Source organism: Streptomyces sp. NBC_01232, assembly GCF_035989885.1.
GTDB lineage: Bacteria > Actinomycetota > Actinomycetes > Streptomycetales > Streptomycetaceae > Streptomyces.
This window is the reverse complement of the sequence record NZ_CP108518.1, coordinates 6,888,876-6,909,249: the sequence shown is the minus strand read 5'-3', so window position 1 is coordinate 6,909,249 and position 20,374 is coordinate 6,888,876. Positions and strand designations below refer to the sequence as shown.

The 20,374-nt window shown below is 70.0% G+C and carries 24 protein-coding genes and 2 pseudogenes; 14 read left to right on the top strand and 12 right to left on the bottom strand.

Annotation, left to right across the window (positions count from 1 at the left end):
• Positions 1 to 22 precede the first annotated feature (22 nt).
• Complete coding sequence (gene ehuA, locus OG444_RS31865) at positions 23 to 784, top strand: ectoine/hydroxyectoine ABC transporter ATP-binding protein EhuA (protein WP_327266991.1); 762 nt, start codon at positions 23 to 25, stop codon at positions 782 to 784.
• Positions 785 to 858: 74 nt separating this feature from the next.
• On the opposite strand, the gene OG444_RS31860 is transcribed toward ehuA, so the two are convergent.
• Complete coding sequence (locus OG444_RS31860; protein WP_266353979.1) at positions 859 to 1,536, bottom strand: hypothetical protein; 678 nt, start codon at positions 1,534 to 1,536, stop codon at positions 859 to 861.
• Between the two features lie 332 nt (positions 1,537 to 1,868).
• On the opposite strand from OG444_RS31860, the gene OG444_RS31855 reads away from it, so the two are divergent.
• Complete coding sequence (locus OG444_RS31855) at positions 1,869 to 2,309, top strand: hypothetical protein (protein WP_266353978.1); 441 nt, start codon at positions 1,869 to 1,871, stop codon at positions 2,307 to 2,309.
• Positions 2,310 to 2,558: 249 nt separating this feature from the next.
• Here the strand turns inward: OG444_RS31855 and OG444_RS31850 are convergent, their stop codons facing one another.
• Entirely contained in the window at positions 2,559 to 2,942 is a 384-nt protein-coding gene (locus OG444_RS31850; protein WP_327265437.1) for a hypothetical protein, read from the bottom strand.
• Positions 2,943 to 3,054: 112 nt separating this feature from the next.
• On the opposite strand from OG444_RS31850, the gene OG444_RS31845 reads away from it, so the two are divergent.
• Positions 3,055 to 3,255 (top strand): hypothetical protein, encoded by a 201-nt coding sequence (locus OG444_RS31845; protein WP_327267079.1) that lies wholly within the window; start codon positions 3,055 to 3,057, stop codon positions 3,253 to 3,255.
• A gap of 118 nt (positions 3,256 to 3,373) precedes the next feature.
• Here the strand turns inward: OG444_RS31845 and OG444_RS31840 are convergent, their stop codons facing one another.
• From OG444_RS31840 to OG444_RS31825, 4 genes are read right to left on the bottom strand one after another with little or no spacing between them, the layout of a single operon-like run.
• On the bottom strand, positions 3,374 to 3,586 hold the full coding sequence (locus tag OG444_RS31840; protein ID WP_266353976.1) for a hypothetical protein: 213 nt from the start codon (positions 3,584 to 3,586) through the stop codon (positions 3,374 to 3,376).
• A 49-nt stretch (positions 3,587 to 3,635) separates the two neighbouring features.
• Complete coding sequence (locus OG444_RS31835; RefSeq protein ID WP_266353975.1) at positions 3,636 to 4,934, bottom strand: ArsB/NhaD family transporter; 1,299 nt, start codon at positions 4,932 to 4,934, stop codon at positions 3,636 to 3,638.
• Positions 4,931 to 5,398, bottom strand: a complete 468-nt coding sequence (locus tag OG444_RS31830) for a CBS domain-containing protein (RefSeq protein WP_327265436.1) — start codon at positions 5,396 to 5,398, stop codon at positions 4,931 to 4,933. The genes OG444_RS31835 and OG444_RS31830 overlap by 4 nt, the downstream gene beginning before the upstream one ends.
• Complete coding sequence (locus tag OG444_RS31825; RefSeq protein WP_266444435.1) at positions 5,385 to 6,659, bottom strand: cation:proton antiporter; 1,275 nt, start codon at positions 6,657 to 6,659, stop codon at positions 5,385 to 5,387. The genes OG444_RS31830 and OG444_RS31825 overlap by 14 nt, the downstream gene beginning before the upstream one ends.
• Positions 6,660 to 6,864: 205 nt before the next feature.
• Between OG444_RS31825 and OG444_RS31820 the strand changes: the two genes are divergently transcribed.
• From OG444_RS31820 to OG444_RS31805, 4 genes and pseudogenes are all read left to right on the top strand, one after another.
• A complete protein-coding gene (locus OG444_RS31820; RefSeq protein WP_266444433.1) occupies positions 6,865 to 7,161 on the top strand; it encodes a hypothetical protein in 297 nt (98 codons plus the stop codon).
• Between the two features lie 201 nt (positions 7,162 to 7,362).
• A pseudogene (locus OG444_RS31815) lies at positions 7,363 to 7,775 on the top strand (flotillin family protein); the annotation flags it as partial.
• Positions 7,776 to 7,870: 95 nt separating this feature from the next.
• On the top strand, positions 7,871 to 9,787 hold the full coding sequence (locus OG444_RS31810) for a potassium channel family protein (protein WP_266606702.1): 1,917 nt from the start codon (positions 7,871 to 7,873) through the stop codon (positions 9,785 to 9,787).
• Between the two features lie 874 nt (positions 9,788 to 10,661).
• Positions 10,662 to 10,991, top strand: a complete 330-nt coding sequence (locus tag OG444_RS31805) for a TfoX/Sxy family protein (RefSeq protein ID WP_266606527.1) — start codon at positions 10,662 to 10,664, stop codon at positions 10,989 to 10,991.
• 9 nt (positions 10,992 to 11,000) lie between these two features.
• Here the strand turns inward: OG444_RS31805 and OG444_RS31800 are convergent, their stop codons facing one another.
• Together OG444_RS31800 and OG444_RS31795 are read right to left on the bottom strand one after the other, a co-directional pair.
• Complete coding sequence (locus OG444_RS31800) at positions 11,001 to 11,444, bottom strand: SRPBCC family protein (protein ID WP_266606526.1); 444 nt, start codon at positions 11,442 to 11,444, stop codon at positions 11,001 to 11,003.
• Between the two features lie 14 nt (positions 11,445 to 11,458).
• Entirely contained in the window at positions 11,459 to 12,115 is a 657-nt protein-coding gene (locus OG444_RS31795) for a CGNR zinc finger domain-containing protein (protein WP_266606525.1), read from the bottom strand.
• A 149-nt stretch (positions 12,116 to 12,264) separates the two neighbouring features.
• On the opposite strand from OG444_RS31795, the gene OG444_RS31790 reads away from it, so the two are divergent.
• From OG444_RS31790 to OG444_RS31775, 4 genes are all read left to right on the top strand, one after another.
• Positions 12,265 to 12,822, top strand: coding sequence for a carboxymuconolactone decarboxylase family protein (locus OG444_RS31790; protein WP_266353972.1), 558 nt, complete (start codon positions 12,265 to 12,267; stop codon positions 12,820 to 12,822).
• Between the two features lie 94 nt (positions 12,823 to 12,916).
• Complete coding sequence (locus tag OG444_RS31785; RefSeq protein WP_266606524.1) at positions 12,917 to 13,849, top strand: pyridoxamine 5'-phosphate oxidase family protein; 933 nt, start codon at positions 12,917 to 12,919, stop codon at positions 13,847 to 13,849.
• A gap of 5 nt (positions 13,850 to 13,854) precedes the next feature.
• On the top strand, positions 13,855 to 14,265 hold the full coding sequence (locus tag OG444_RS31780) for a nuclear transport factor 2 family protein (RefSeq protein ID WP_266606523.1): 411 nt from the start codon (positions 13,855 to 13,857) through the stop codon (positions 14,263 to 14,265).
• Positions 14,266 to 14,391: 126 nt separating this feature from the next.
• Positions 14,392 to 15,456, top strand: coding sequence for an NAD-dependent epimerase/dehydratase family protein (locus OG444_RS31775; RefSeq protein WP_266606522.1), 1,065 nt, complete (start codon positions 14,392 to 14,394; stop codon positions 15,454 to 15,456).
• 61 nt (positions 15,457 to 15,517) lie between these two features.
• Here OG444_RS31775 and OG444_RS31770 read toward each other — a convergent pair whose 3' ends face one another.
• Positions 15,518 to 16,090, bottom strand: coding sequence for a dihydrofolate reductase family protein (locus OG444_RS31770; RefSeq protein WP_266606521.1), 573 nt, complete (start codon positions 16,088 to 16,090; stop codon positions 15,518 to 15,520).
• Positions 16,091 to 16,252: 162 nt separating this feature from the next.
• Positions 16,253 to 16,402, bottom strand: a pseudogene (locus OG444_RS31765) (ATP-binding protein); the annotation flags it as partial.
• 167 nt (positions 16,403 to 16,569) lie between these two features.
• Between OG444_RS31765 and OG444_RS31760 the strand changes: the two are divergent.
• The 3 genes from OG444_RS31760 to OG444_RS31750 are packed head-to-tail and all read left to right on the top strand — an operon-like array spanning position 16,570 to position 18,559.
• Complete coding sequence (locus OG444_RS31760) at positions 16,570 to 17,286, top strand: glycosyltransferase family 2 protein (RefSeq protein ID WP_327265435.1); 717 nt, start codon at positions 16,570 to 16,572, stop codon at positions 17,284 to 17,286.
• Positions 17,283 to 17,903 (top strand): TIGR04282 family arsenosugar biosynthesis glycosyltransferase, encoded by a 621-nt coding sequence (locus tag OG444_RS31755; protein ID WP_266606519.1) that lies wholly within the window; start codon positions 17,283 to 17,285, stop codon positions 17,901 to 17,903. Before OG444_RS31760 ends, OG444_RS31755 begins: the two co-directional genes overlap by 4 nt.
• A complete protein-coding gene (locus OG444_RS31750; protein WP_327265434.1) occupies positions 17,900 to 18,559 on the top strand; it encodes a class I SAM-dependent methyltransferase in 660 nt (219 codons plus the stop codon). The genes OG444_RS31755 and OG444_RS31750 overlap by 4 nt, the downstream gene beginning before the upstream one ends.
• 113 nt (positions 18,560 to 18,672) lie before the next feature.
• On the opposite strand, the gene OG444_RS31745 is transcribed toward OG444_RS31750, so the two are convergent.
• Entirely contained in the window at positions 18,673 to 19,653 is a 981-nt protein-coding gene (locus tag OG444_RS31745; protein WP_327265433.1) for a zinc-binding dehydrogenase, read from the bottom strand.
• An 84-nt stretch (positions 19,654 to 19,737) separates the two neighbouring features.
• Positions 19,738 to 20,322: a TetR/AcrR family transcriptional regulator gene (locus OG444_RS31740; RefSeq protein ID WP_266444393.1), complete on the bottom strand. Its 585-nt coding sequence runs from the start codon at positions 20,320 to 20,322 to the stop codon at positions 19,738 to 19,740.
• Positions 20,323 to 20,374: the final 52 nt, after the last annotated feature.

The following is a 20,374-nucleotide window of genomic DNA, read 5'->3' as shown; positions in this document are numbered from 1 at the left end:
AACACAAGCCGCGGACGTGGACATGGTCCGCTTCGCGGGCGTCGTCAAGCGGTTCGGCATCCAGACCGTCCTCGACGGACTCGACCTACGGGTCGCCCGGGGCGAGAAGGTCACCCTGATCGGGCCCAGCGGCTCGGGCAAGACCACCATCCTGCGCCTGCTGATGACCCTGGAACGGGTCACAGAAGGCACCATCCACGTGAACGGGAAACCCTTCTCCCACATGCCCGCGGGCGCCGGCAACACCCTGGTCCCCGCCGACGAGAAGTACCTCGCCGGGCCGCGCCGCCGGATCGGCATGGTCCTCCAACAGTTCAACCTCTTCCCTCACATGAAGGTGCTGGAGAACGTGATGGAAGCGCCCGTGCACGTCCTGGGCCTGAGCCGGGACGAGGCAGCCGAGCGGGCGCGGGAACTCCTGGATCTGGTCGGGCTCTACGACAAGCGCGGCGCGCACCCGACCCGGCTCTCCGGAGGCCAGCAGCAGCGGGTCGCCATCGCCCGCGCACTGGCCATGCGGCCGGACGTCCTGCTCCTCGACGAGGTCACCTCGGCGCTGGACCCGGAACTGGTCGCGGGCGTCCTCGACGTCCTGCGCGACATCGCGCGGACCACCGACATCACCATGCTGTGCGTGACCCACGAAATGGGCTTCGCCCGGGACGTCTCGGACCGGGTCCTGATGTTCGACCACGGTCGCGTCCTGGAAGCCGGCCCACCGGAGCAGCTCTTCGAAGCCCCGGCACACGCGCGGACCCGGGCATTCCTGAGTGCGGTGCGGTGAACCGGGCTGCCCGGAGGCGCGCTTCGTGGAGACCTGGACGGGCCTGATGGCACCGACACCCCGTGGGGCCCGGCTCACTTCGTGACGCGGTAGCGGAAGGCGTCCATAGTCAGAGTCTTCTCGGCGGCGGGCATGGAGATCGTGAACTTCTCTCCGAACGAGTCGTATGTGGTGGTGCTCGTTCTGCCGTCACGCTTCGATTCCAGCAGGAGCAGCCGCTGCTCTGCATCGTCGATGAAGTAGACGTCTTCGGTCTTTCCATCGCCGACTCGTACCGCTCCTGCCTGCCTGCCTCCTACGGTCCGGTCCTTCCCCTTGGCCCGGCGTCCGGTTTCGGCGATCTTGAAATACATCGCGCAGCCGCCTTCCGCTTTCGTGGTCACGTAGGCCGATCTCAGCTCCGCGGGAACGGTGATCTGCTGGCCCCGCTGACGCAGGGCTGCGGCGAAGAGGTCGGCGCTGGTGTAAGCGGTTCCGTCTTTGCAGTAGATGTCGCCCAAGATGGCGCCGGTGACCTCCACGTGGAGACCTTGGACAGGGTCGGACCACATTTCCTGCTTCCCGCCGGCAAAGGCGGTAGTGGTCCCCGACGAATGGAACGACTCGGTCTGCATCCTCGTGTTCGCGGCCTTGGCGGCCGCCACGGCGTCGGCGTCGGGCTTTGCCCCGCTTCCGTCCCCGCAGCCCGCCAGGGTTGTGGTGAGCACAGCTGACAGGAAGACGGACCAGACGGTGGAATTCTTCACATGCATCGGTGGGACAGTCCCTTTCGGACCAGTCGGGACCAGAGTCGCAAGGGGGCGTCCAACGTTCCGGAGTCGCCAGTGGCCTCCATCGCCGTGGGTCCACAGCCTTGCACGATGCGCCTGCGGCGTCATTGCCGTTCCCCGGCAGAGAAGATCGCCACGAAGTGCCGGAGCCTGAAGGGGCCTACAACAGGGCTGCACGGCTGAACGCGAAAGCGCCTACCGTGCGGTTGGCGGGACCCAGCGATGGGCCGCGACGCGCCGAGGCCGCTTGCAGGGGAAAGGGCGAAGAATGCCGTTGCTCAGCTACGGCTCGATCGATGGGGAGGGAAGGAACCATGACGACGTGGGGACTCGTTCTGGAGACCACGGTGGGCTTGGGAGAGCGCAAACACACCGAAGCCTACGTAATGGCGCACGTGGAGGGTCCGCGTGAGACGGCTCTGGCAGAGTTGGAGAAGCGGGCGCGTGCTTACAGTCCGGAGCACCCCAGGAGCCCTAAACGCCGCCGTCTGTTCCGTAGCGATAACGGATTCCTGCTGGTGATCGACGGCACATGGCAGTCTCACGCCACGCGCTTCTCCGTCGCCGAGCTCATGGACGACACCGACCGCCCAGCACCGGCGGAAGCCGTCGGCGACGGGCCGGCGGCGCCGAAACCGGAGCCGGAGCCGGAGCCGCAACCCGTGACGCCGGCTCTGCCAACCGTGACTGCGGAGCGCGACGAGGACGGCGTACCGGTGAAACCTGCGTGGCTGGGACGTACAGACCTGGCGTGACTCTCCGGATGCCGTGCGTTGGGGTTTGGCCGGTGTCATAGGCTCCGCCCCAGTGAAGAGCCGCCGAGCACAGGCTGGGGCTGTCATGCCGATGTGGAACGGGAGCGGGTTTGGGGGCTGCCGGGTGAAGCTGACCCGACTGGCCTTGCCCCCTCCTGCCGGGACCCGATCAGGGAGTAGCCGGCCGGGCCGGTCCCTAAGTCAGCTTTTCCGGTGAGCAGCGGGTCGACAAGCACGGAACCCAATGGATCAGATGAGCCACAACCACAGACTGATCGCGGCCAACAGCGCGACGAGGAACTGGACCGTCATGGCAATGGACCACTGGCTCTCCCTGGCAAGGCCACCTTGTTCCTCGTTGGCAGCACTGCGGGCGAGCTCTTGGCGACGACCCAGCAAACCCAGCGGGAAGGCCAAGACGACCAGCGAGTACATGGACAGGGCCTGTTCGGGCAGCATGCCCTCGGCGCAGTAACGCGTGGTCGCGAATGCTGCCATGCCCACCGGCGCGAGGATCATCCTCGCTTTGATGCGTTTCGTCGGCATCCACGAGACGAGAGTCATCAGGAAGACCGCAGTGGTCACTGTGGCGATGAGCCACCAGGCAGGGACGGGTATCGCGGCCGCGTTCACGTTTCATCTCTCCTTTGGCACGCGGGGTCCAGCGGCCGAGTTCGCCGGGCACCGCCCGAATGCCGTCGCCGTCTTGCACTTCGGCGTCTGAGCGGTGCTAGTCCCCCGTACCTTGATCCTCTCGCCCGATGGAAGACAGCGCATTGCCGTTGACCGGCAGTCTTTGCGCCGTTTTGATGCCAGTGGCAGCGCCCGTCACTGCCCGCCTCACGCTGATCTCCAGCAGCCCGGCAAGGCGGTGGAGATCAGCGGCCTCAACGACCCGAGCGCCGACCTGCGCGGCAAGCTCACGGGCGAACTCACCGGCCACTGAGGCACACGTGGGCTAGAGCACAAGATCCCGGCCGTCGGCCGGGGCCCCGTAATCTCATGGCCGCAGCAAGATCAGCCAGGGCGTGGCAGCCACCGGGTCCGAGGCGTGGGCCCGTTCCTCAGGGAGTGCCGCTCCTCCGGGTCGCACGGTGAATGCGGCGGCGCAGCCAGTGGGCCGTTTCGCCGAGGCTGATCAGGAGGGCGGCGCTCGCGGCACACCCCACCAGGGCGGCGGGCGAATCGCGGACGTGCCCTCCGGCCCAGAAGAGGAGGGTGAGTGATCCCCACCACAGGACTATGGAGACGGCTTCCGCGCGCCGGTTGTAATTCATGTACAGGCTCCGTTCTTCCCTGGCCAGTGCGGTCGGGGATGGCCATTCGTCACGCCAGGGCGAAGTAGCGAAGCCACAGGTAAAGGGCCGAGATGGCGATGGTGACGGCGGTGACGACGAGGCCGTATTTGGTGAACTGCCAGAAGGTGATGGGGTGGCGGTTGCGTTCGGCGATGCCGAGGACGACGACGTTGGCGGAGGCGCCGATGGCGGTGGCGTTGCCGCCGAGGTCGGCGCCCAGCGCGAGGGCCCACCACATGACGTGGTCGGGGTCGCCGCCCATGTCGGTGACGAGTTCGCTGGTGATGGGGGCCATGGTGGCGACGTAGGGAATGTTGTCGACGATCCCCGACAGGACGGCCGAGCCGCCCAGCAGGAGCATCGTGCCGCCCAGTTGGGCTCCGCCGATGACGTCCGCGAGGGAGCTCGCGAGCTCTGCGATGACGCCGGTCTCGATGAGCGCGCCGACCATGACGAACAGGCCGGCGAAGAAGGCGAGGGTGGGCCACTCGACCTCGCCGAGCACCTCCCCGGTCTCGACCTTGGAGATCGCGATCAACAGACCGGCGCCCAGGAGGGCGACGACGCTGGGCGCGTAGTGCAGCACGGGGTGCAGGACGAAACCGGCCACGACCAGGGTCAGAACGCTCAGACCCTGAATGAGCAGCAGGGGCTCTTTGATCGCCTCGCGTTCGCGCAGCTCCATGATCTCCGCGGCGCGCTTCTCGTCGTAGACGAAGTGCTTGGCGAACATCAGTCGACACAGCAGCACGAGGACGATGGTCAGGACCGCGGCCAGCGGAGCGAGGTGGACCAGGAAGTCGTTGAAGGTCAGGCCGGCCCGGCTGGCGATGATGATGTTGGGCGGGTCGCCGACGAGGGTGGCGGTGCCTCCGATGTTGGAGGCGAACACCTCGGCGAGCAGGAACGGCACCGGCGACAGCTTCAGTCGGTCGCACACCAGCAGGGTCACGGGGGCGACCAGCAGCACGGTGGTGACGTTGTCCAGCAGCGCCGAGGCCACCGCCGTGATGACGATCAGCATGGCCATCACCCGGAACGGTTTCGCCTTGGCCTTCTTCACCGACCAGATCGCCAGGTACTCGAAGAGCCCGGTCCGCTTGAGGACGCCGACGATCATCATCATGCCGAGCAGCAGGAAGATGACGTTCCAGTCGATGCCGGTCTCATCCGAGTAGAAGGCCGACGTGTCGTCGGTGGCCCCGATCGCCAGCATCAGAGCGGCACCGCCGAGGGCTGCGGCGACGCGGTGGATCCACTCGGCGATGATCAGGATGTAGACGCCCGCGAAGACGACAACTGCAGCCCAACTCTGCCAGCCGCTCACGCCCCGCCTCCCACGTCGAGCAGGTGACGCATCAGAGAGGCGGCCGATACCACCCCCACCAACCGGCGCCCGTCGTCGTCCCGGTCGATGACGGCCACCAGCGGGACATGGGTACGCGCCATGAGCGCAGCGATCTGCAGGACCCCTGCCTCAGGGCCGACGAACGCCGGCTTGAAGGAACGCCCCGGGATCCACTGGGCGACGGTCTTGCCGGCCAGGTCCTCGGTGAGGCTGTCGGCGTGCCGGTCGTCGATGACGGCCGCGAGCAGCGGGTCCTCCATGACGTACTCGGGCAGCAGCTGTCGCACCAGCTGGGACCCGGGCACCACTGCGTACGGCGCCCCGTCGGATTCCAGGACCAGGAGTGCGGCAAGATTGTGCTCTGCGACCAAGCGGACCGCGTCCACGGCCCGGTCGTCGGTGGTCACGTGTGGGTAGGGCTCAGCGAGATCACGGGCGATCATGGCGCTTCTCCTGGTCGGGGGCAATGCTCGGGGCGGGAACGGTGTCGGTCGGCTTCGGGGCGTGGTCGTGGTCGTCGTTCGGGATGCCTGCGAGGTCTTCCACGTCGAAGAGGCGGGCGATCGGTACGTCGGTGCTGGAGTGGGCGATGATCGAGAAGGCGATACAGACCGCGATCAGCGTGTACGCCTTCTCACCCTCGGGGATGCCGGCCTGGAGAACGAGCAGGCCGTAGACGACGGACGCGAAGCCCTTGGGGCCGAACCAGGCGGCGACCAGCTTCTCCCGCCGCTCGATCCGCGCACCCAGCAAGGACACCAGCAGGGAGGCGGGACGGATCAGCACGATCGCCAAGACCACGGCCACGTACCCGCCCACCGACAGGTCCCCGAACAGGGCGGGGGTCAGCAGGGCGCCGAAGACGAGGAGGGCAGCGAACTTGGCCAGCTCCGCGAGCATCTCTCCGAGCGGCTCGAAGACCGTCTTCGCCTCGGGCGAGACGGAGGCCAGGACGGCGCCGGCGGAGAACGCGGCCAGGTAGGGGTTGGCGTGAGTGAGGTGGCACAGCCCGTACAGAATGATCCCGGTGGCCAGCGGCAGCAACGGCTGGAGCTTCGGCTCGGCGCCCAACAGCCTCAGCCGTACCAGCGCCGCCACCGCCAAGGGCAAGGCGACGCCGAAGACCAGGCCGAGACCGAGCTCCAAGGCGATCTCGCCGACGGAGGCGTCCGCCTGGCCGGAAGTGGGGCCAGCCGCGGCGATGAGGAGCAGGACGACGGGCAGCGCGAGGCCGTCGTTGATTCCGCTCTCCACGTTCAGCAGCTGCCGCAGCCTGGCCGGGACTTCCTTGCGGCCCACGATCGCCGAGGCGAAGACCGGGTCGGTCGGCGCGAGCACGGCGCCGACGAGGAACGACGTCGTCCAGTCCAGCCCCACCAGGTAGTGGGTGATCAGCGCCATACCGGCCATGGCCAGCGGCATGCCCAGCCCCAGCGCCCGTGCCGGGTTCTTCCAGTTCTGCCGCAGCTTCGGGAACGAGACGTGCATGCCGTCGGTGAACAGCACCGCGAACAGGGCCAGATCGGCGGTGACCGAGACGATCTCGCTGTCGGCCGTAATGTGGATCAGCCCGAGGAAACCGTCGCTGACCAGAGCCCCGCCCAGCAGGAACAGCAGCGAGGTGGAGAGGACCGTGCGGGCGGCAAGCCCGGACAGCAGCACGGCGACCAGCAGCGCCACACCGAATACAGCGACGAGCACCATGACGTCAGACTCCGATCCGCGAAGAGAGAGCTATCCCCTATCGCCGACCAGACTTCCCGGCACACCACGGCGGACTTTACACGTCCCTTACGTTGCATTGACGGCTCCCTAACGGCAGCCCGACAGGCCGTACTTTGCCGAACTCCGGCATGAACGTGTCATGAATGCCTCGTCTTTCGTGGACTTCCGACCCCGAGAGATAGCGATGAACGGCAACCCCGCCTACCACGCGATTGCCCTCGCAGCGGTCGTGCTGCTCGTGCTGCCCGTTTTTGTGGCGATCCTCGTCGGCTGGACGCCACGCGGCCTCCGCGGGCGACGGCCGGCAGCCCGCCCCTACGCCTGGGCCCTCCTCTGCCTCTACACCCTCATGCCGCTCAACGCCGTCCCCCGCGTGCTGGTTTACACGGGTCTGGGCTTCGTTCCCGTCACGGCCGCCCTCATCTGCTTCATCCAAGCCGGGCGCGCCACGCGGCAAACCGATTCGCAGCGGGTGTCCTGAACAGTGGGCAGCCTCAGCACCGCTGCATGGGTACGCCGCAACATGACCGAGCGCCGTCTGGCTGTCACCTGGTAGCGGCAGGGGTTCCCGCCACCCTGGTTGGTGCTGCCTCTACATCCTTCCGGGCCCAGGCTTCCCCCTCCTGGTCATCGGGCTCTCCCTGCTGGTCGCTGGGCATGTGATGCCGGCATCGGCCCACAAGCGCTCCCCCAGCGGACGCTGTACCTGCGCGAGGCCGAGAACAAGGCCGAGACCGACGCGGCGACCGCCCAGGCCAACGCCGCAGGTCCCTCGCCGACGCCGACCGGCGCAGCAGATCCACGCCGAGCAGGAAGCGGTCGCCGAACGCCAGTCGGCACTGACCGACCGCCAGCTCGACACCCCCGTCCGCAAGCCCGCCGACGCCCGCCGCTACCAAGCCGAACAGGAAGCCGAAGCGCTCCGGGTCGCCCGCGTCAAGCAGGCCGAAGCCGAGCGGCTCGCGGCCATCGCCGCCGCCCAGGCCGAGGCCGAGCGGGCCCGGCTGACCGGCGAGGGCGAGAAGCAGCGCCGCACCCGCCATCGCCGAGGCAGTACGCCCGGAGGGCGACGCGGAGTGCGCCGCCATCGCCGCGAGCACTTCCCTTGATCATCCGCGTGACCGAGAGGGCATCCTTAGGGCGTGACATCAACCTACGGGCAGCAGCAACAGACAGACCAGCAAGTCGGGATGGTTGTCTGCGGCGACGACGGGCTCGCTCGCCGACTCGCTGCCGAGCTGCGTGACGTGTACCGGGAGCACGTCACCCTCGTCGTACCCACCACCGGCGAGGCTCGGTCCAGCTCTGCCCGCAGACCGGCCGGCGGAGGGCGATTCGGGCTGCTGGGACGGATTCCGGCCGCGCGAGCAGCCATGGCCGACGCCCAGGCGACAGCAGTACGTGGACGCACACTCGAGGCGGGAGAGCCAACAGAGGAGGTGCTCGCCGCCGCAGGAGTGACCCGAGCTGCAGCCCTGGCGCTCGTGTACGAAGACGACGCCACCAACCTGCGCGCCGCTCTGATCGCTCGACGGCTCAACCCACGACTGAGACTGGTCATCCGGCTCTACAACCGTAAACTCGGCCAACACCTGGAGGAACTCCTGGACCAAGCCGCGATCGTCGCGGAACCAGGCATCGACCTGCGGGAACTCGACTCCTCGACGACCGTGCTGTCGGACGCCGACACCGCCGCGCCCGCCCTCGCCGCGACGGCAGTCGCAGGCACCAGCAAGATCGTGCAGGCGGACGGCCTGCTGCTGCGAGCGGTGGAGCGCACACCCCCGCAGCGTGGACAGACTGCCGACCCCGGCCTGTGCACGTTGGCCTTGCTCTCGGCGACGACCAGCGATCCCGCCGGCAACGAGGGGTCCGAGCTCAGCGGAGACCAAGGCCCGCAACTGCTGCCCGACGACCGTGAGGTGACCGCCGCGACAGGGCGTGGCATCGTGGCCCTGGAAGCGGTGACCCACACGGGAGCCGCGCAGGCCGCACCCCGCCTGGGCCCCGCTGCGCTCCCGTTCGGCTCGCTCTTCTCACGGCAGCTGCGCTGGTCGCTGGTCGGCATCGTGGCGGCCGTCGCTGCCATAGCCGCGGCCTCCTGGCAGACGACGGGGGAACACCCCCTGCATGCGGCGTACATCACTCTCCTGGACATCTTCGCGATCAACGATCCGGCGGTGGACGAGCCGCCGCAGCGCCAGGTTCTGCAGATCCTCTCCGGCTTCGTCGGCCTGCTCCTACTGCCGGTCCTGGTGGCGGCCGCATTGGAAGCCCTGGGAGCCTTCCGCACGGCGACGGCCCTTCGGCGGCCCCCGCGCCGCCTGTCCGGGCATGTGGTGCTGCTCGGCCTCGGCAAGATCGGGACACGCGTACTGGTACGGCTCCACGAGCTGCAAATCCCTGTGGTGTGCGTCGAGAACGACCCCGAGGCCCGCGGACTGGCCCTCGCCCGCCGCCTGCGCATCCCCGTCGTCCTCGGCGACGTCACCGAAGAGGGCGTGCTGGAGACCGCCGGCATCCACCGGTCCCACGCCCTGCTCGCTCTGACCAGTTCCGACACCACCAACCTCGAAGCGGCGCTCTATGCTCGCTCAATCAACGCCGAGGTTCGTGTGGCCCTGCGCCTGTACGACGACGGCTTCGCCACAGCCGTCTACCGCACTCTGCGAGCCGCGCACCCCACCGCCCTGACCCGCAGCCGCAGCGTCACTCACCTCGCCGCCCCCGCCTTCGCCGGAGCGATGATGGGACGACAGGTACTGGGCGCCATCCCCGTCGAGCGCCGCGTCCTGCTGTTCGCCGCCGTCGATGTGGCAGGCCATCCACAACTCGAAGGCCGCACCATCACCGAATCCTTCCGTCCTGGAGCCTGGCGGGTGATCGCCATCGACACCACCGCACTCGAGGAACGCCGGCCCGACCTGGCCTCCTCCGCACGTGAAGACGACGGCCGACACCCCGGGCTGATCTGGGAGCTCCACCCAGGCTACGTACTCAGGCCGCAGGACCGTGTCGTCCTGGCCGCCACCCGCCGCGGTCTCGCCGAACTCCTCGGCCACGTGGCCCCCCACACCACAGACCACCCAGGTGGTGGCTACCGCTGAGGACTCCAGGAGCACGGTCGACTGCGACTGCCGCCTGGAAGGCTGGTCTCCTGCGGCGAGCGGCAGTGGTGCGTCGACGGCACTGCGGACCCCGCCGTGGACCTCATCAGGCGTACTCCAGGCAACCGAGGACCAGCACACACCGACGGAAGGTGACGGGACCGCGCGGAGCGGGTGCGTACCCAAGGCCTCGACATGGCCCGCACCTGGGCACAGGCCCGCAACATGGAGGAACAGACCCGGCAAGACCTGTTCTCCACGGTGGGAATCAGCGTCCACTCCGCCCGGGGGAAATGAAGTCCTGACGGAGCTCTCCTTCGACAAGGCCGATTTCGGGCTGGTCGGTTCCCGCCTGTGGAAGAACGCCTCGGCCTCCTCCCATTTCGTGGGCGGAGCCACCGGAGCGGTCTCCCGGACACAGGCATGGGTGCTGCTCCCCACAGGTTGCGCCAAGGAAGTCCGGCCGACCTCACAGCCCGCCGATGTGCCAATGCTCAAGACATACCTCACCCGGGCCGCAGCAACTCGGCGGCTCTGTCGCGGGCCGCGGTGAGCATCGCCCAGCACGTCGCCGAGGGCCTCGGCTGCACGGACACAAACGCGCTGAAGATGCCCTCTCGCCTGCAGGTCCGGTCGATGACACCGAACCGGCTGACGCCTGCGGCGTAAAGGGCTTCCGGCTGCCGGAAGCCGCCCTCTTCGAGGGGAGGACGCAACCGGGCACGGCGCACGTCACCGGCCAGGCCGGGCGTGCTGACGTTTCCCAGTGACGCCGGCTCCCTTTCCTCATGGTCGCGTGCGTGCCGCCCGCACTGGCACATCGGCGGCGGTGCCCCGGCGCGCGGGCACCCGTACCGCACAGGACAGTGGGTGCATGACGTACGACGAAGGGCTGGCCCAGCGGATCCGGGAGCGGCTCGGTGAGCGGCCCGCCGTCACCGAGAAACGGATGTTCGGCGGTCTCGCGTTCCTGCTGCACGGCAACATGACCGTGGGCGTGTCCGGCGACGAGGTCATTGCCCGTGTGGGTCCGGACGGGACCGAACAGGCTCTCGCCCGCCCGGAGGCCCGGCCCATGGACTTCACCGGTCGCCCGATGCGCGGCTGGGTGACGGTGAGCGGCCCGGCCCTGGCGGAGGATGCCGTGCTGGACCACTGGGTCACGACGGCAGTGGCGTTCGCGGACACGCTGCCGCCCAAGTGAGATCCGTGGTCACCGCTCCAGCAGCGCCTTGAGTGCCGCCAGGTCCTTGTGCTGGGCGCGGCGCATGGCCGCCGCCATCACGATGGCGCCGAGGGAGGCGAATCCGCTGGGCTCGCCGCGGTTACGGAGGGTCATGCGGGTGCGGTCCAAGCCTTCCCCGTACGGCTCCCAGGTGTAGGTGGTCTCCATGGGGAAAGGGCCTTCGTCCATGCGCATCACCAGTCGGCGCCCGGGCTCGTGCGCGGTGATCTCGTACGTGTAGGCCAGCCGCCTGCCGAGGAAGCGGGCTACGAAGGCCACCTTGGAGCCGATCGCCACCGGTGGCGGGGTCCGCCAGTCGGCGGAGGTGATGTTCGCGTACCACTCGGGTGCGTGCGTGGGGTCGGCCGCGTAGGCGGCGACCTTGTCGCAGGGGGCGGCGATCACGGCCTCGGTCAGCACGTCGACCTTCATCGGAGAGCCTCCGCTCAGGACTCGGGATCGGTCTTGGTGACCCGGTGGCGCTGGTAGTGCCGTGCGACGCGGGCACGGTTGCCGCAGCCGGCCGAGCACCATTCGCGGCGGGGGTGCTGCTTCACGAAGTAGAGCACGCAGCCCGGCGCCAGGCAGGCACGCAGCTGCGGCCGCATGTCGCCGGTGAACAGGTCGACGGCTTGTCCGGCCAGCATGGCGACCACCGCCTGCCCCGCGAGGTCGCTGGTGCGCACGATGCGGATCGGGTCGCCGTCCGAAGGCCAGTGGAGCGTCGCCCACACCGGCGTCGCACTGCACGCCTCGTTCAGTGCCGCGAGTGCGGCGTCCCGGGTGCCGATGGCCGACTGCGCGTCCGGCCTCGGGTCCTCGGTCGCCTCGGCGGCGAGCCTGCGCAATGCGTCCCTCAAGCCGCGCAGCCCGGCAGCGGCCTTTTCCGCTCCGGCGGGCCGTTCGGCGTCGAGCCAGGCACCGACCGCGGGAGCCGAGGGCGTCAGTCGGGGGCCGACGGCCCGCAGCCATGCGACAGCTCCGTCGGGGCCGGCGATCGCGTCGTGTACGCCGTCCCGATCGGCCCAGATCGTGTTCATCAGCTCGATCGGGAGCGGTTCGCCGAGCAGCGGTGCGCTCGTACCGGGGTCTGTGCTGTCCACGCGCCCCAGCCTACCAGGCGACTAATGGTTGAAGAGGCTTCAGACCATTTGACTTCCTCGAAGGCAGCCACTTACGGTTCTAACGACAGGAGCGCATCACAACCATTAGAACGATGGTGTCGGTGTCGCCGTCTCCCCTCAGAAAGGCCATGAACATGTCGAGGCTCACCCCGATCGACCCCGCCACCGCGACCGGCCCGGCGGCCCCGCTGCTCGCCCAGGTGCAGAAGTCCCTCGGCCTCACCCCGAACATGACCAAGGTGATGGCCAACAGCCCGGCCCTGCTCAAGGGCTACCTGGCACTGTCCGGCGCCCTGGCCGGCGGCGCCCTGGCCGCAGGCGTGCGGGAGCAGCTCGCGATCACAACCGCCGAGTACAACGGGTGCGAGTACTGCCTGTCCGCCCACACCTACATCGGTGAGCACATCGCCAAGGTCGACCCCGGTGAGCTCGAGCGGGCCCGCCACGCCGAGGCATCCGATGCGCACACCGCCGCCCTGCTGACCCTGTCGGATGCCGTCGTCCGCGGCAGGGGCGCGGTGGACGACGGCGCCGTGCAGGCGGCGCGGGACGCGGGCGTCACCGACGCCGAGATCGGTGAGGTCGTGGGCCACATCGCGCTGAACGTGCTGACGAACTACTTCAACGTGCTCGCCGAGGTGGAGAACGACTGGCCCGTCGTCACGCCGCACGCGCACGTCGCCTGACGCGGAGCCCGGCCCGCCCTCCCGGCAGGGCGGGCCGGGACACCCGCCAGGCCGTGCCACCGGCCATCCGTCCCGCCACGATCAGGAGACGGTCATGAACCGATCGAACGAAATGCCTGCCGAGGTCTTCCACCCCGGCGAGCTCGCCGTACAGCAGCAGGCCGGCGTGCGCGCAGAGGCCGCCCGGCTCTCCGGCATGCTCCGCCCGCCCGACCTGCGTGGCGGGGCGGCCGGCTTCCTCGCCGAACGCACACTCGCCGCGATCACGGCGCGCGACGACTTCGGCCGGCTGTGGATCTCACCGCTGACCGGACCGCCCGGCGTCCTCGACGTCATCGCGGCATCCACTCTGCGCGTACGCACCGCACCCGCCGCCGCCGACCCGCTCCACTCGCTCCCTCCCGGTCAGCCGGTCGGCCTGCTGGCCATCGACTTCGCCACCCGCCGTCGCTTCCGGGTCAACGGGACGCTCACCACCGCGGACGAGGACGGCCTCACGCTCCAAGTCGATCAGGCGTACGGCAACTGTCCCCAGTACATCCAGCGGCGTCACCTCCAACCCGGACCCGCTGTCGCCGGGGACGGGGACGGCGCCCCGGTGCGGTACGCCACCTCCTTGGCGTCCGATCAGGCCCGGCTCATCCGTGCGGCCGACACCTTCTTCCTGGGCACCACCCATCCGGAGCGCGGCAACGACGCCTCGCACCGTGGTGGGCCGCCCGGTTTCGTCCGCGTCGAGGACGACAGCCTCTGGTGGCCCGACTATCCGGGCAACAACATGTTCAACAGCCTCGGCAATCTGGCCGTCGACAGCGCCGCGGCACTGGTGTTCGCCGATTTCGCCACGGGGCACGCCGTGCACCTGTCCGGCACCGCGGTCCTGGAGTGGTCTCCTGATGGCTCCGACGACGATGAGGGCGGCACTGGCCGCCGGGTCCGTTTCCACATCAGCAGCGTGGTCGACGGCTCCGGCGCACCCCGACACGCGCCGCATCCGGTCCGCCGCCCACCGCACAGGAAGGACTGACGGCCATGAACGAGCCGACACCGGAATCGAACGGCCGCACCCGCCTCGCCTACCTCCTCGGGGTGCCGCTCGCCCCGGAGGTCGAGCGGCAATGGCCCCAGATGGGCGAGGTCGTCCGCGGCAGCAAGCTCATCGGTGAGGTCGAGGGGAACTTCCCCGAGCTCACGCTCGAAGTGGGACGACGGCTGCGCCTCGACGACGACGTCATCGTCGTGGAATGGACCTGCGACTACGGCGACGGCCGCCTCTACCGCAACGTCACCATCGCCGAGCTCCGCGACGGCCGGGCCGTACGGGTCACCGACTACTGGGGCGAACCCACCTCCACTCCCCCGTGGCGCCGACCGCTCACCGCCCGCCTCGACATGCCGGGCGACGGCATCTGGAAGGACCACGACCACCTCGGCCACCACTGACGTCCCGCTCGAGGCCACCCGGCCGTCACGCCTCCGTCGCAGTTCCCGCCGCTCCCGTATGACAGAAGTCTTACGTGCGCGCGTGGGATCCCCCTCGGGGGCTACGCACTGCGTAGCGTCCGGAGCATGCGCGTACTCGTCACCGGAGGGGCCGGGTTCATCGGCTCCCACATCGTCACCGCCCTCAAGGACCGCGGGCACGACCCCGTCGTCCTCGACGCCCTGCTGCCCGCCGCCCACCCCGGCACGCCGCCGCTTCCCGACGCCCAGTTCATCCGGGCCGACGTACGGGACGCCGACGCGGTCAGAGCCGCGCTCCGCGGCGTCGACGCGGTGTGCCACCAGGCGGCCATGGTCGGCCTCGGCAAGGACTTCGCCGACGCCCCCGACTATGTCGGCTGCAACGACCTCGGGACGGCGGTGCTGCTGGCCGAGATGGCGGCCGCCGGGGTGAGGGATCTCGTGCTCGCCGGGTCGATGGTGGTCTACGGGGAGGGCCGGTACACGTGCGAACGGCACGGAACGGTACGCCCCGGGCCGCGCCGGACCGAGGACCTGACGGCGGGCCGGTTCGAACCCCGCTGCCCTGACTGCGGAGCCGAACTCGCGCCGGGCCTCGTCGGCGAGGACGCCCCGACGGATCCGCGGAACGTGTACGCGACGACGAAGCTGGCCCAGGAGCACCTCGCGGCGAACTGGGCCCGGTGCGTGGAGGGCCGGGCGGTGTCGCTGCGCTACCACAACGTGTACGGACCCGGCATGCCGCGCGACACCCCGTACGCCGGGGTGGCCTCCTTCTTCCGCTCCTCGCTCGCCCGGGGCCAGGCGCCGCGGGTCTACGAGGACGGCGCGCAGCGAAGAGACTTCGTCCACGTCACGGACGTGGCCGCGGCCAACGCGGTGGCACTCGAGGCGGTCGATGCCCGGCAGACGGGCGCGCTCGCCGTGTACAACACCGGCAGCGGGGAGCCCCACACGGTCGGCGAGATGGCCACCGAGCTGGCCGCGGCGCACGGCGGACCCGCCCCGGTGGTGACGGGCGAGTTCCGCCTCGGCGACGTACGGCACATCACCGCCGACTCCGCCCGCCTGCGCAAGGAGCTGGGCTGGCGTCCGACGGTCGGCTTCGTCGACGGCATGACCGAGTTCGCCCGGGCCGGCCAGCGCGAGTCGGCCGGTGTGACCGGCTGAGCCCGGGAACCGGCCGAGGTCGTCGGCCGGTTCCACTGCGGGTTGAGCGCAAAGGACCTTCTCAGCGGACGACGTCGAAGACCATCTTCTGCAGGCCGTTGGCGTAGGCCTCATGCTCGACGAGCTTCAGCTTCTGGGTGTCCTTGTCCGTGCCGCTGAACAGACGCTTACCGGCTCCGAGCAGGAGCGGGAAGACGAGCAGGTGGTAGCGGTCGATCAGGCCCGCGTCCGAGAGGCCCTGGTTCAGCGCTGCGCTGCCGTGGACGATGATCGGACCGCCCTCGGCGTCCTTCAGCGCGGCGACCTCGTCGAGCGAGCGCAGGATCGTGGTCTCGCCCCAATTCGACACCAGGTCGTCCTCGGTGAGGGTGGTGGAGACGACGTACTTCGGCATCACCTTGTAGTCGGCGAAGTCCGCCATGTCGGGCCACACCGGGCTGAACGCCTCGTAACTGCTCCGTCCCAGCAGCATCGCGGCGGCTTCCTTCTGCTCCCGCCCCTTGATCTCGAATGCCTCAGGGAGGAACTCGACGTCCTTGAAGGTCCATCCGGAGTTGCGGTAGCCGGGCTCCCCGCCCGGGCCCTCCACGACGCCGTCGAGGGAGATGAAGGCGGTGCTGATCAAGGTGCGCATCTGGGTTCCTCAGTATCTGTTGTCCGGTTCTCAGCAGATTCGATCGATGCGCGCCGGGGCACATACCCGCCTGCCACACACCCACCATGATCTCTGACTTTGGATCATGAAGGAACTCATCGGTCGTCGCCGATTTCGATTCCGTGATCCGACCGGAACGGCCTACGCAGTTGCGGGGAGGGTCAGTTCGAAGCGGCAACCGCCGGGCACGTTGTGGATATCCGCGCGCCCGGAGCGGGCCTCGACGATGCCCCGGACGATCGCCAGGCCCACGCCCGCACCCGAGGGAGGGGTACGGGCCTGACTGCCCCGCCCCCGCAGCTTCGCCGGAGGCCGGGTTCGCTGCCGGATGCCATGCCTCCACAGTGACACCGTGCGGTGCCGCGCGGACCTGGGCCTGGCTCCGCGCGACGCGGCGTCCGCGTTTCGTAAGGTCTTCGGGCGCCCTTCTCCGCCCTTCGGTTCCTACGGTGTGGAGGGTGACTCCTTCTGCTTGTCGTCCGCCCCGCGCGGACCTCGTACTGCCGTGCCTCGACGAGGCGGAAGCCCTCCCCTGGGTCTTGGCGCGGGTGCCGGCCGGGTGGCGGGCCATCGTCGTCGACAACGGCTCCACCGACGGCTCGGCCGACATCGCCCGCTCCCTCGGCGCCACCGTCGTGCACGAGACCCGGCGCGGCTTCGGCGCCGCCTGCCACGCCGGACTGCTAGCCGCACGCGCCGAACTGGTCTGCTTCTGCGACTGCGACGCCTCCATGGACCCCGGGCTGCTCGCCCCCATGGCCGAGCGGGTCGCGGGCGGCGAGGCGGACCTCCTGCTCGGCCGGCGCCGCCCGCAGGGCCGCGGCGCCTGGCCCGCGCACGCGCGTGCCGGAAACATCGCCCTGGCCCGCATGCTGCGCCGCCGCACCGGCCTGCGGCTCCACGACCTCGGACCGATGCGGGTCGCCCGCCGCGAGGCACTGCTCGGCCTGGAGCTGACCGACCGGCGCAGCGGCTACCCGCTGCAGATGGTCGTACGGGCCGCCGACGCGGGCTGGAAGGTGGCCGAGACGGACATCCCGTACCTCCCCCGATCCGGGAAGTCCAAGGTCACCGGCACCTGGCGGGGTACCTGGCGCGCGGTACGGGACATGCGCAGGGTCCTGGCCGAGCCGCCGGGCGCCCGACCCGCACCGACCGAGGGGGTCTCCGCATGAGCACCCTCCTCGTCATCGCCAAGGCGCCCGTCGCCGGGCGCGTGAAAACCCGACTGACCACGCAGTTCACCCCGCAGCAGGCCGCCGACCTGGCCCTCGCCGCACTCCAGGACACCCTCGCCGCGGTCCTTGCCACGCCGGCCCGGCGCCGCGTCCTGGTCCTCGACGGACATCCGGGCCCTTGGATCCCGGACGGCATCGAGGTCGTCCCGCAGTGCACGGGCGGCCTGGACGTCCGACTGGCCGCCGCGTTCGCCCTGGCCGAAGGACCGAGCCTGCTGGTCGGCATGGACACCCCGCAGGTCACTCCCGGCCTGCTCGCGCCCGGGCTCGACTTCACCGGGGCGGACGCCTGGTTCGGGCCCGCCGACGACGGAGGGTTCTGGGCCCTCGGCCTCGCCCACCCCGACCCCGCCCTGCTGCTCGGCGTCCCCATGTCCGTGGCACACACCGGCGAGGTCCAGCGGCAGCGCCTGACCGATGCGGGGCTCTCCGTACGGGACCTGCCCGAGCTGTGCGACGTGGACACCCCCGCCGACGCGGAACAGGTCGCGGCCGCAGCCCCGCGGACGCGCTTCGCCACCCTGCACCACGGCATGCGCGCGGTGACCCGATGACCGCCCAGCTCGCCGAGCCCGCCACCCGTACCTGGCAGGCGGATCCGTACGCGGTCGCCCTCCGCACGGGGCAGGGGCCGCTGTTCCTGCGTCGACGCGACGGCTGGCTGCTGCCGCTGGAGGTCGAACGGTGGTGCGCCGAGCCCGACGCGGCCGACGACACCGTCCTGGCCCGGTGCACCGGGCCCGTCCTCGACATCGGCTGCGGACCGGGCCGACTGGTCGCCGCCCTCGCCGGGCTCGGCCATACGGCACTCGGTGTCGACGTCACCCCCGAGGCCGTGGCCCGTACCGAGCGGGCGGGCGGCAGCGCCCTGTGCCGGTCGGTGTTCGACCCGCTTCCCCGCGAAGGCAGCTGGGGCACCGTCCTGCTCATCGACGGCAACATCGGCATCGGCGGGGACCCCGGAGCCCTGCTGCACCGCGCCGCCGAACTGACCGCACCCGGTGGTTCCCTGCTGGTCGAGGTCGCCGCCGCCGACGTCGACGAACGCGTCGAGGTGTACGTCGAGGACGGCACCGGCGGCCGCGGAGCCTCCTTCTGGTGGGCCCGGCTCGGCGCCCGCGCCCTGTGCGCCGCGGCGAGGTCCGCGGGCTGGACCCCGTACGACACCTGGCAAACGACGGGCCGGCACTTCGTACACCTCACGCGCTGACCGGTTGCCGAGCGGCGAACCACCGGGTGGGATCCGCAGCAGTGCGGATCCCACCCCCTGAGGCGCTCACCCTCGACCAGGGCGCCTCGGCGGGCCGCCGCAGGTGAGGGAGTTCAGCCGACGGTGACGACCATCTTCCCGAGGGCTTCTCCGGCCTCCATGACCCGATGGGCTTCGACGATCTCACCGAACCGGAAGACCCGGGCGGGACGGGCCCGCAGGCCACCGGCGTGGACCTTGGCGTAGATCTCGTCCAGCGGTACGTCGGTGAGCGGGAACGCCGGGGTGCCCAGCACGAAGGCGCTGCCGAAGAAGCTGAGCCGGACTCCGCTGGGGAGGTCGGCGATCGGGTCGAAGTCGCGTACGGGCTCGAATCCGCCCAGGAAGCCGAGCTGGCAGACCCGGCCGCGCGGCCGGACCAGGGCCAGCGAGTCACGCAGGACGCTGTTGCCGACGACGTCGAACACCGCGTCGACGCCGATCTCCCGCTCCGCGACCTGGGTGGCGAGCGCGCCGTCGTCGATGAGTACGTCGGCAGCCCCGAGCTCCTTCAGCAGGGGCGCCCGCAGCGGATCCCGGGTCGTGGCGAGGACGGTCGCGCCGTGGTCGACCGCCAGGTTGACCGCGGCCTGGCCGAGCGAGGAGGTCGCTCCCCTCACAACGACGGTTTCGCCCGGCCGCAGGTCCAGGTTTCCGAACAGGCCGCTCCACGCCGTCGCGTACACCTCGGGTACCGCCGCAAGGTCGGCCCAGTCCAGCGAGGAGCGCACGGCGACCACGTTGGTCGCCGGTACGGTCACCAGCTCCGCGTAGCTTCCGTTGCGGGTCCGCCCCATGCCGCCGAGGATCGCCACCACCCGGGTCCCGACGGGGAGTTCGCCGGACGGATCGTCCTCCACCAGTCCGGCGCACTCGATCCCGGGGACGGCGGCGACCTTTCCCCAGGCACCGCTGCGCATGTAGGCCTCCGCGTGGTTGAGGCCGAACGCCTTGACCCGGACCAGCACTTCACCGTCGGCGGGCACCGGGTCCGGCAGCTCGGTGAGGGTGAGGACCTCGGGGCCGCCGTGGGCGGAGATGACGATGGCCTTCATGTACCGACTCCATTCTTGAGCAGTCATTCAACTATTGGTGCGAAGAAAAGGGCCACCGCGAACGGTGGCCCGTACGCCTCGCCGTCAGGCGAGAGCGGCGAAGGCGTTGTCGACGATCGCGCGCAGGAGCACCTCGTCCGGGTTGGCCTTCCCGACGACCATGAGCCCCTGACAGGTGGCGACCAGCAGCTTGGCGCTGCCGGCGCAGTCCAGGGAGGCTCGGACCTGCCCCCTGCGGGCCGCGTTCTCCAGTGCGTGGGTCATGCACCGCTCCAGCCGGGCCAGGTGGCCACGGACGACGGCCGCCGCCTCGTCATCCTCGGCCGCGTTCTCGATCGCCGTGTTCACGAGCAGGCAGCCCTGCCGCCCCTCGGGGCTGAGCAGATCACGCACCAGCCCGTCGAAGTACCCGCGGATCTCGCTCACCGAGGCGCCCGGAGCCTCCAGCTCGCCCAGCTTCTCGGGGACCACCAGCCGCGAGTACCGCTCCAGCGACTTCAGGAACAGCGCGCGCTTGCCGCCCGGGAAGGCGCTGTAGAGGCTGCCGGGCTTGACTCCCGTCGCCTTCACCAGATCCTCGACGGACACCGCCCGGTACCCGCGCTCCCAGAACCGAAGCATGGCCACATTCAGAACGGCGTCGGGCTCGAACTCTCGCGGTCTGGGCATGAGAAGAAAATACATGAGCGACCATTCAAGAACAATGCGCGAACCCGTCGGC

Excerpts from the sequence above, each read along its gene's own strand:
- ehuA (WP_327266991.1), top strand. The coding sequence starts at position 23 with ATGGTCCGCTTCGCGGGCGTCGTCAAGCGGTTCGGCATCCAGACCGTC.
- OG444_RS31860 (WP_266353979.1), bottom strand. The coding sequence starts at position 1,536 with ATGCATGTGAAGAATTCCACCGTCTGGTCCGTCTTCCTGTCAGCTGTG.
- OG444_RS31855 (WP_266353978.1), top strand. The coding sequence starts at position 1,869 with ATGACGACGTGGGGACTCGTTCTGGAGACCACGGTGGGCTTGGGAGAG.
- OG444_RS31840 (WP_266353976.1), bottom strand. The coding sequence starts at position 3,586 with ATGAATTACAACCGGCGCGCGGAAGCCGTCTCCATAGTCCTGTGGTGG.
- OG444_RS31830 (WP_327265436.1), bottom strand. The coding sequence starts at position 5,398 with ATGATCGCCCGTGATCTCGCTGAGCCCTACCCACACGTGACCACCGAC.
- OG444_RS31825 (WP_266444435.1), bottom strand. The coding sequence starts at position 6,659 with ATGGTGCTCGTCGCTGTATTCGGTGTGGCGCTGCTGGTCGCCGTGCTG.
- OG444_RS31820 (WP_266444433.1), top strand. The coding sequence starts at position 6,865 with ATGAACGGCAACCCCGCCTACCACGCGATTGCCCTCGCAGCGGTCGTG.
- OG444_RS31810 (WP_266606702.1), top strand. The coding sequence starts at position 7,871 with ATGGTTGTCTGCGGCGACGACGGGCTCGCTCGCCGACTCGCTGCCGAG.
- OG444_RS31805 (WP_266606527.1), top strand. The coding sequence starts at position 10,662 with ATGACGTACGACGAAGGGCTGGCCCAGCGGATCCGGGAGCGGCTCGGT.
- OG444_RS31800 (WP_266606526.1), bottom strand. The coding sequence starts at position 11,444 with ATGAAGGTCGACGTGCTGACCGAGGCCGTGATCGCCGCCCCCTGCGAC.
- OG444_RS31790 (WP_266353972.1), top strand. The coding sequence starts at position 12,265 with ATGAACATGTCGAGGCTCACCCCGATCGACCCCGCCACCGCGACCGGC.
- OG444_RS31785 (WP_266606524.1), top strand. The coding sequence starts at position 12,917 with ATGAACCGATCGAACGAAATGCCTGCCGAGGTCTTCCACCCCGGCGAG.
- OG444_RS31780 (WP_266606523.1), top strand. The coding sequence starts at position 13,855 with ATGAACGAGCCGACACCGGAATCGAACGGCCGCACCCGCCTCGCCTAC.
- OG444_RS31775 (WP_266606522.1), top strand. The coding sequence starts at position 14,392 with ATGCGCGTACTCGTCACCGGAGGGGCCGGGTTCATCGGCTCCCACATC.
- OG444_RS31770 (WP_266606521.1), bottom strand. The coding sequence starts at position 16,090 with ATGCGCACCTTGATCAGCACCGCCTTCATCTCCCTCGACGGCGTCGTG.
- OG444_RS31755 (WP_266606519.1), top strand. The coding sequence starts at position 17,283 with ATGAGCACCCTCCTCGTCATCGCCAAGGCGCCCGTCGCCGGGCGCGTG.
- OG444_RS31750 (WP_327265434.1), top strand. The coding sequence starts at position 17,900 with ATGACCGCCCAGCTCGCCGAGCCCGCCACCCGTACCTGGCAGGCGGAT.
- OG444_RS31745 (WP_327265433.1), bottom strand. The coding sequence starts at position 19,653 with ATGAAGGCCATCGTCATCTCCGCCCACGGCGGCCCCGAGGTCCTCACC.
- OG444_RS31740 (WP_266444393.1), bottom strand. The coding sequence starts at position 20,322 with ATGCCCAGACCGCGAGAGTTCGAGCCCGACGCCGTTCTGAATGTGGCC.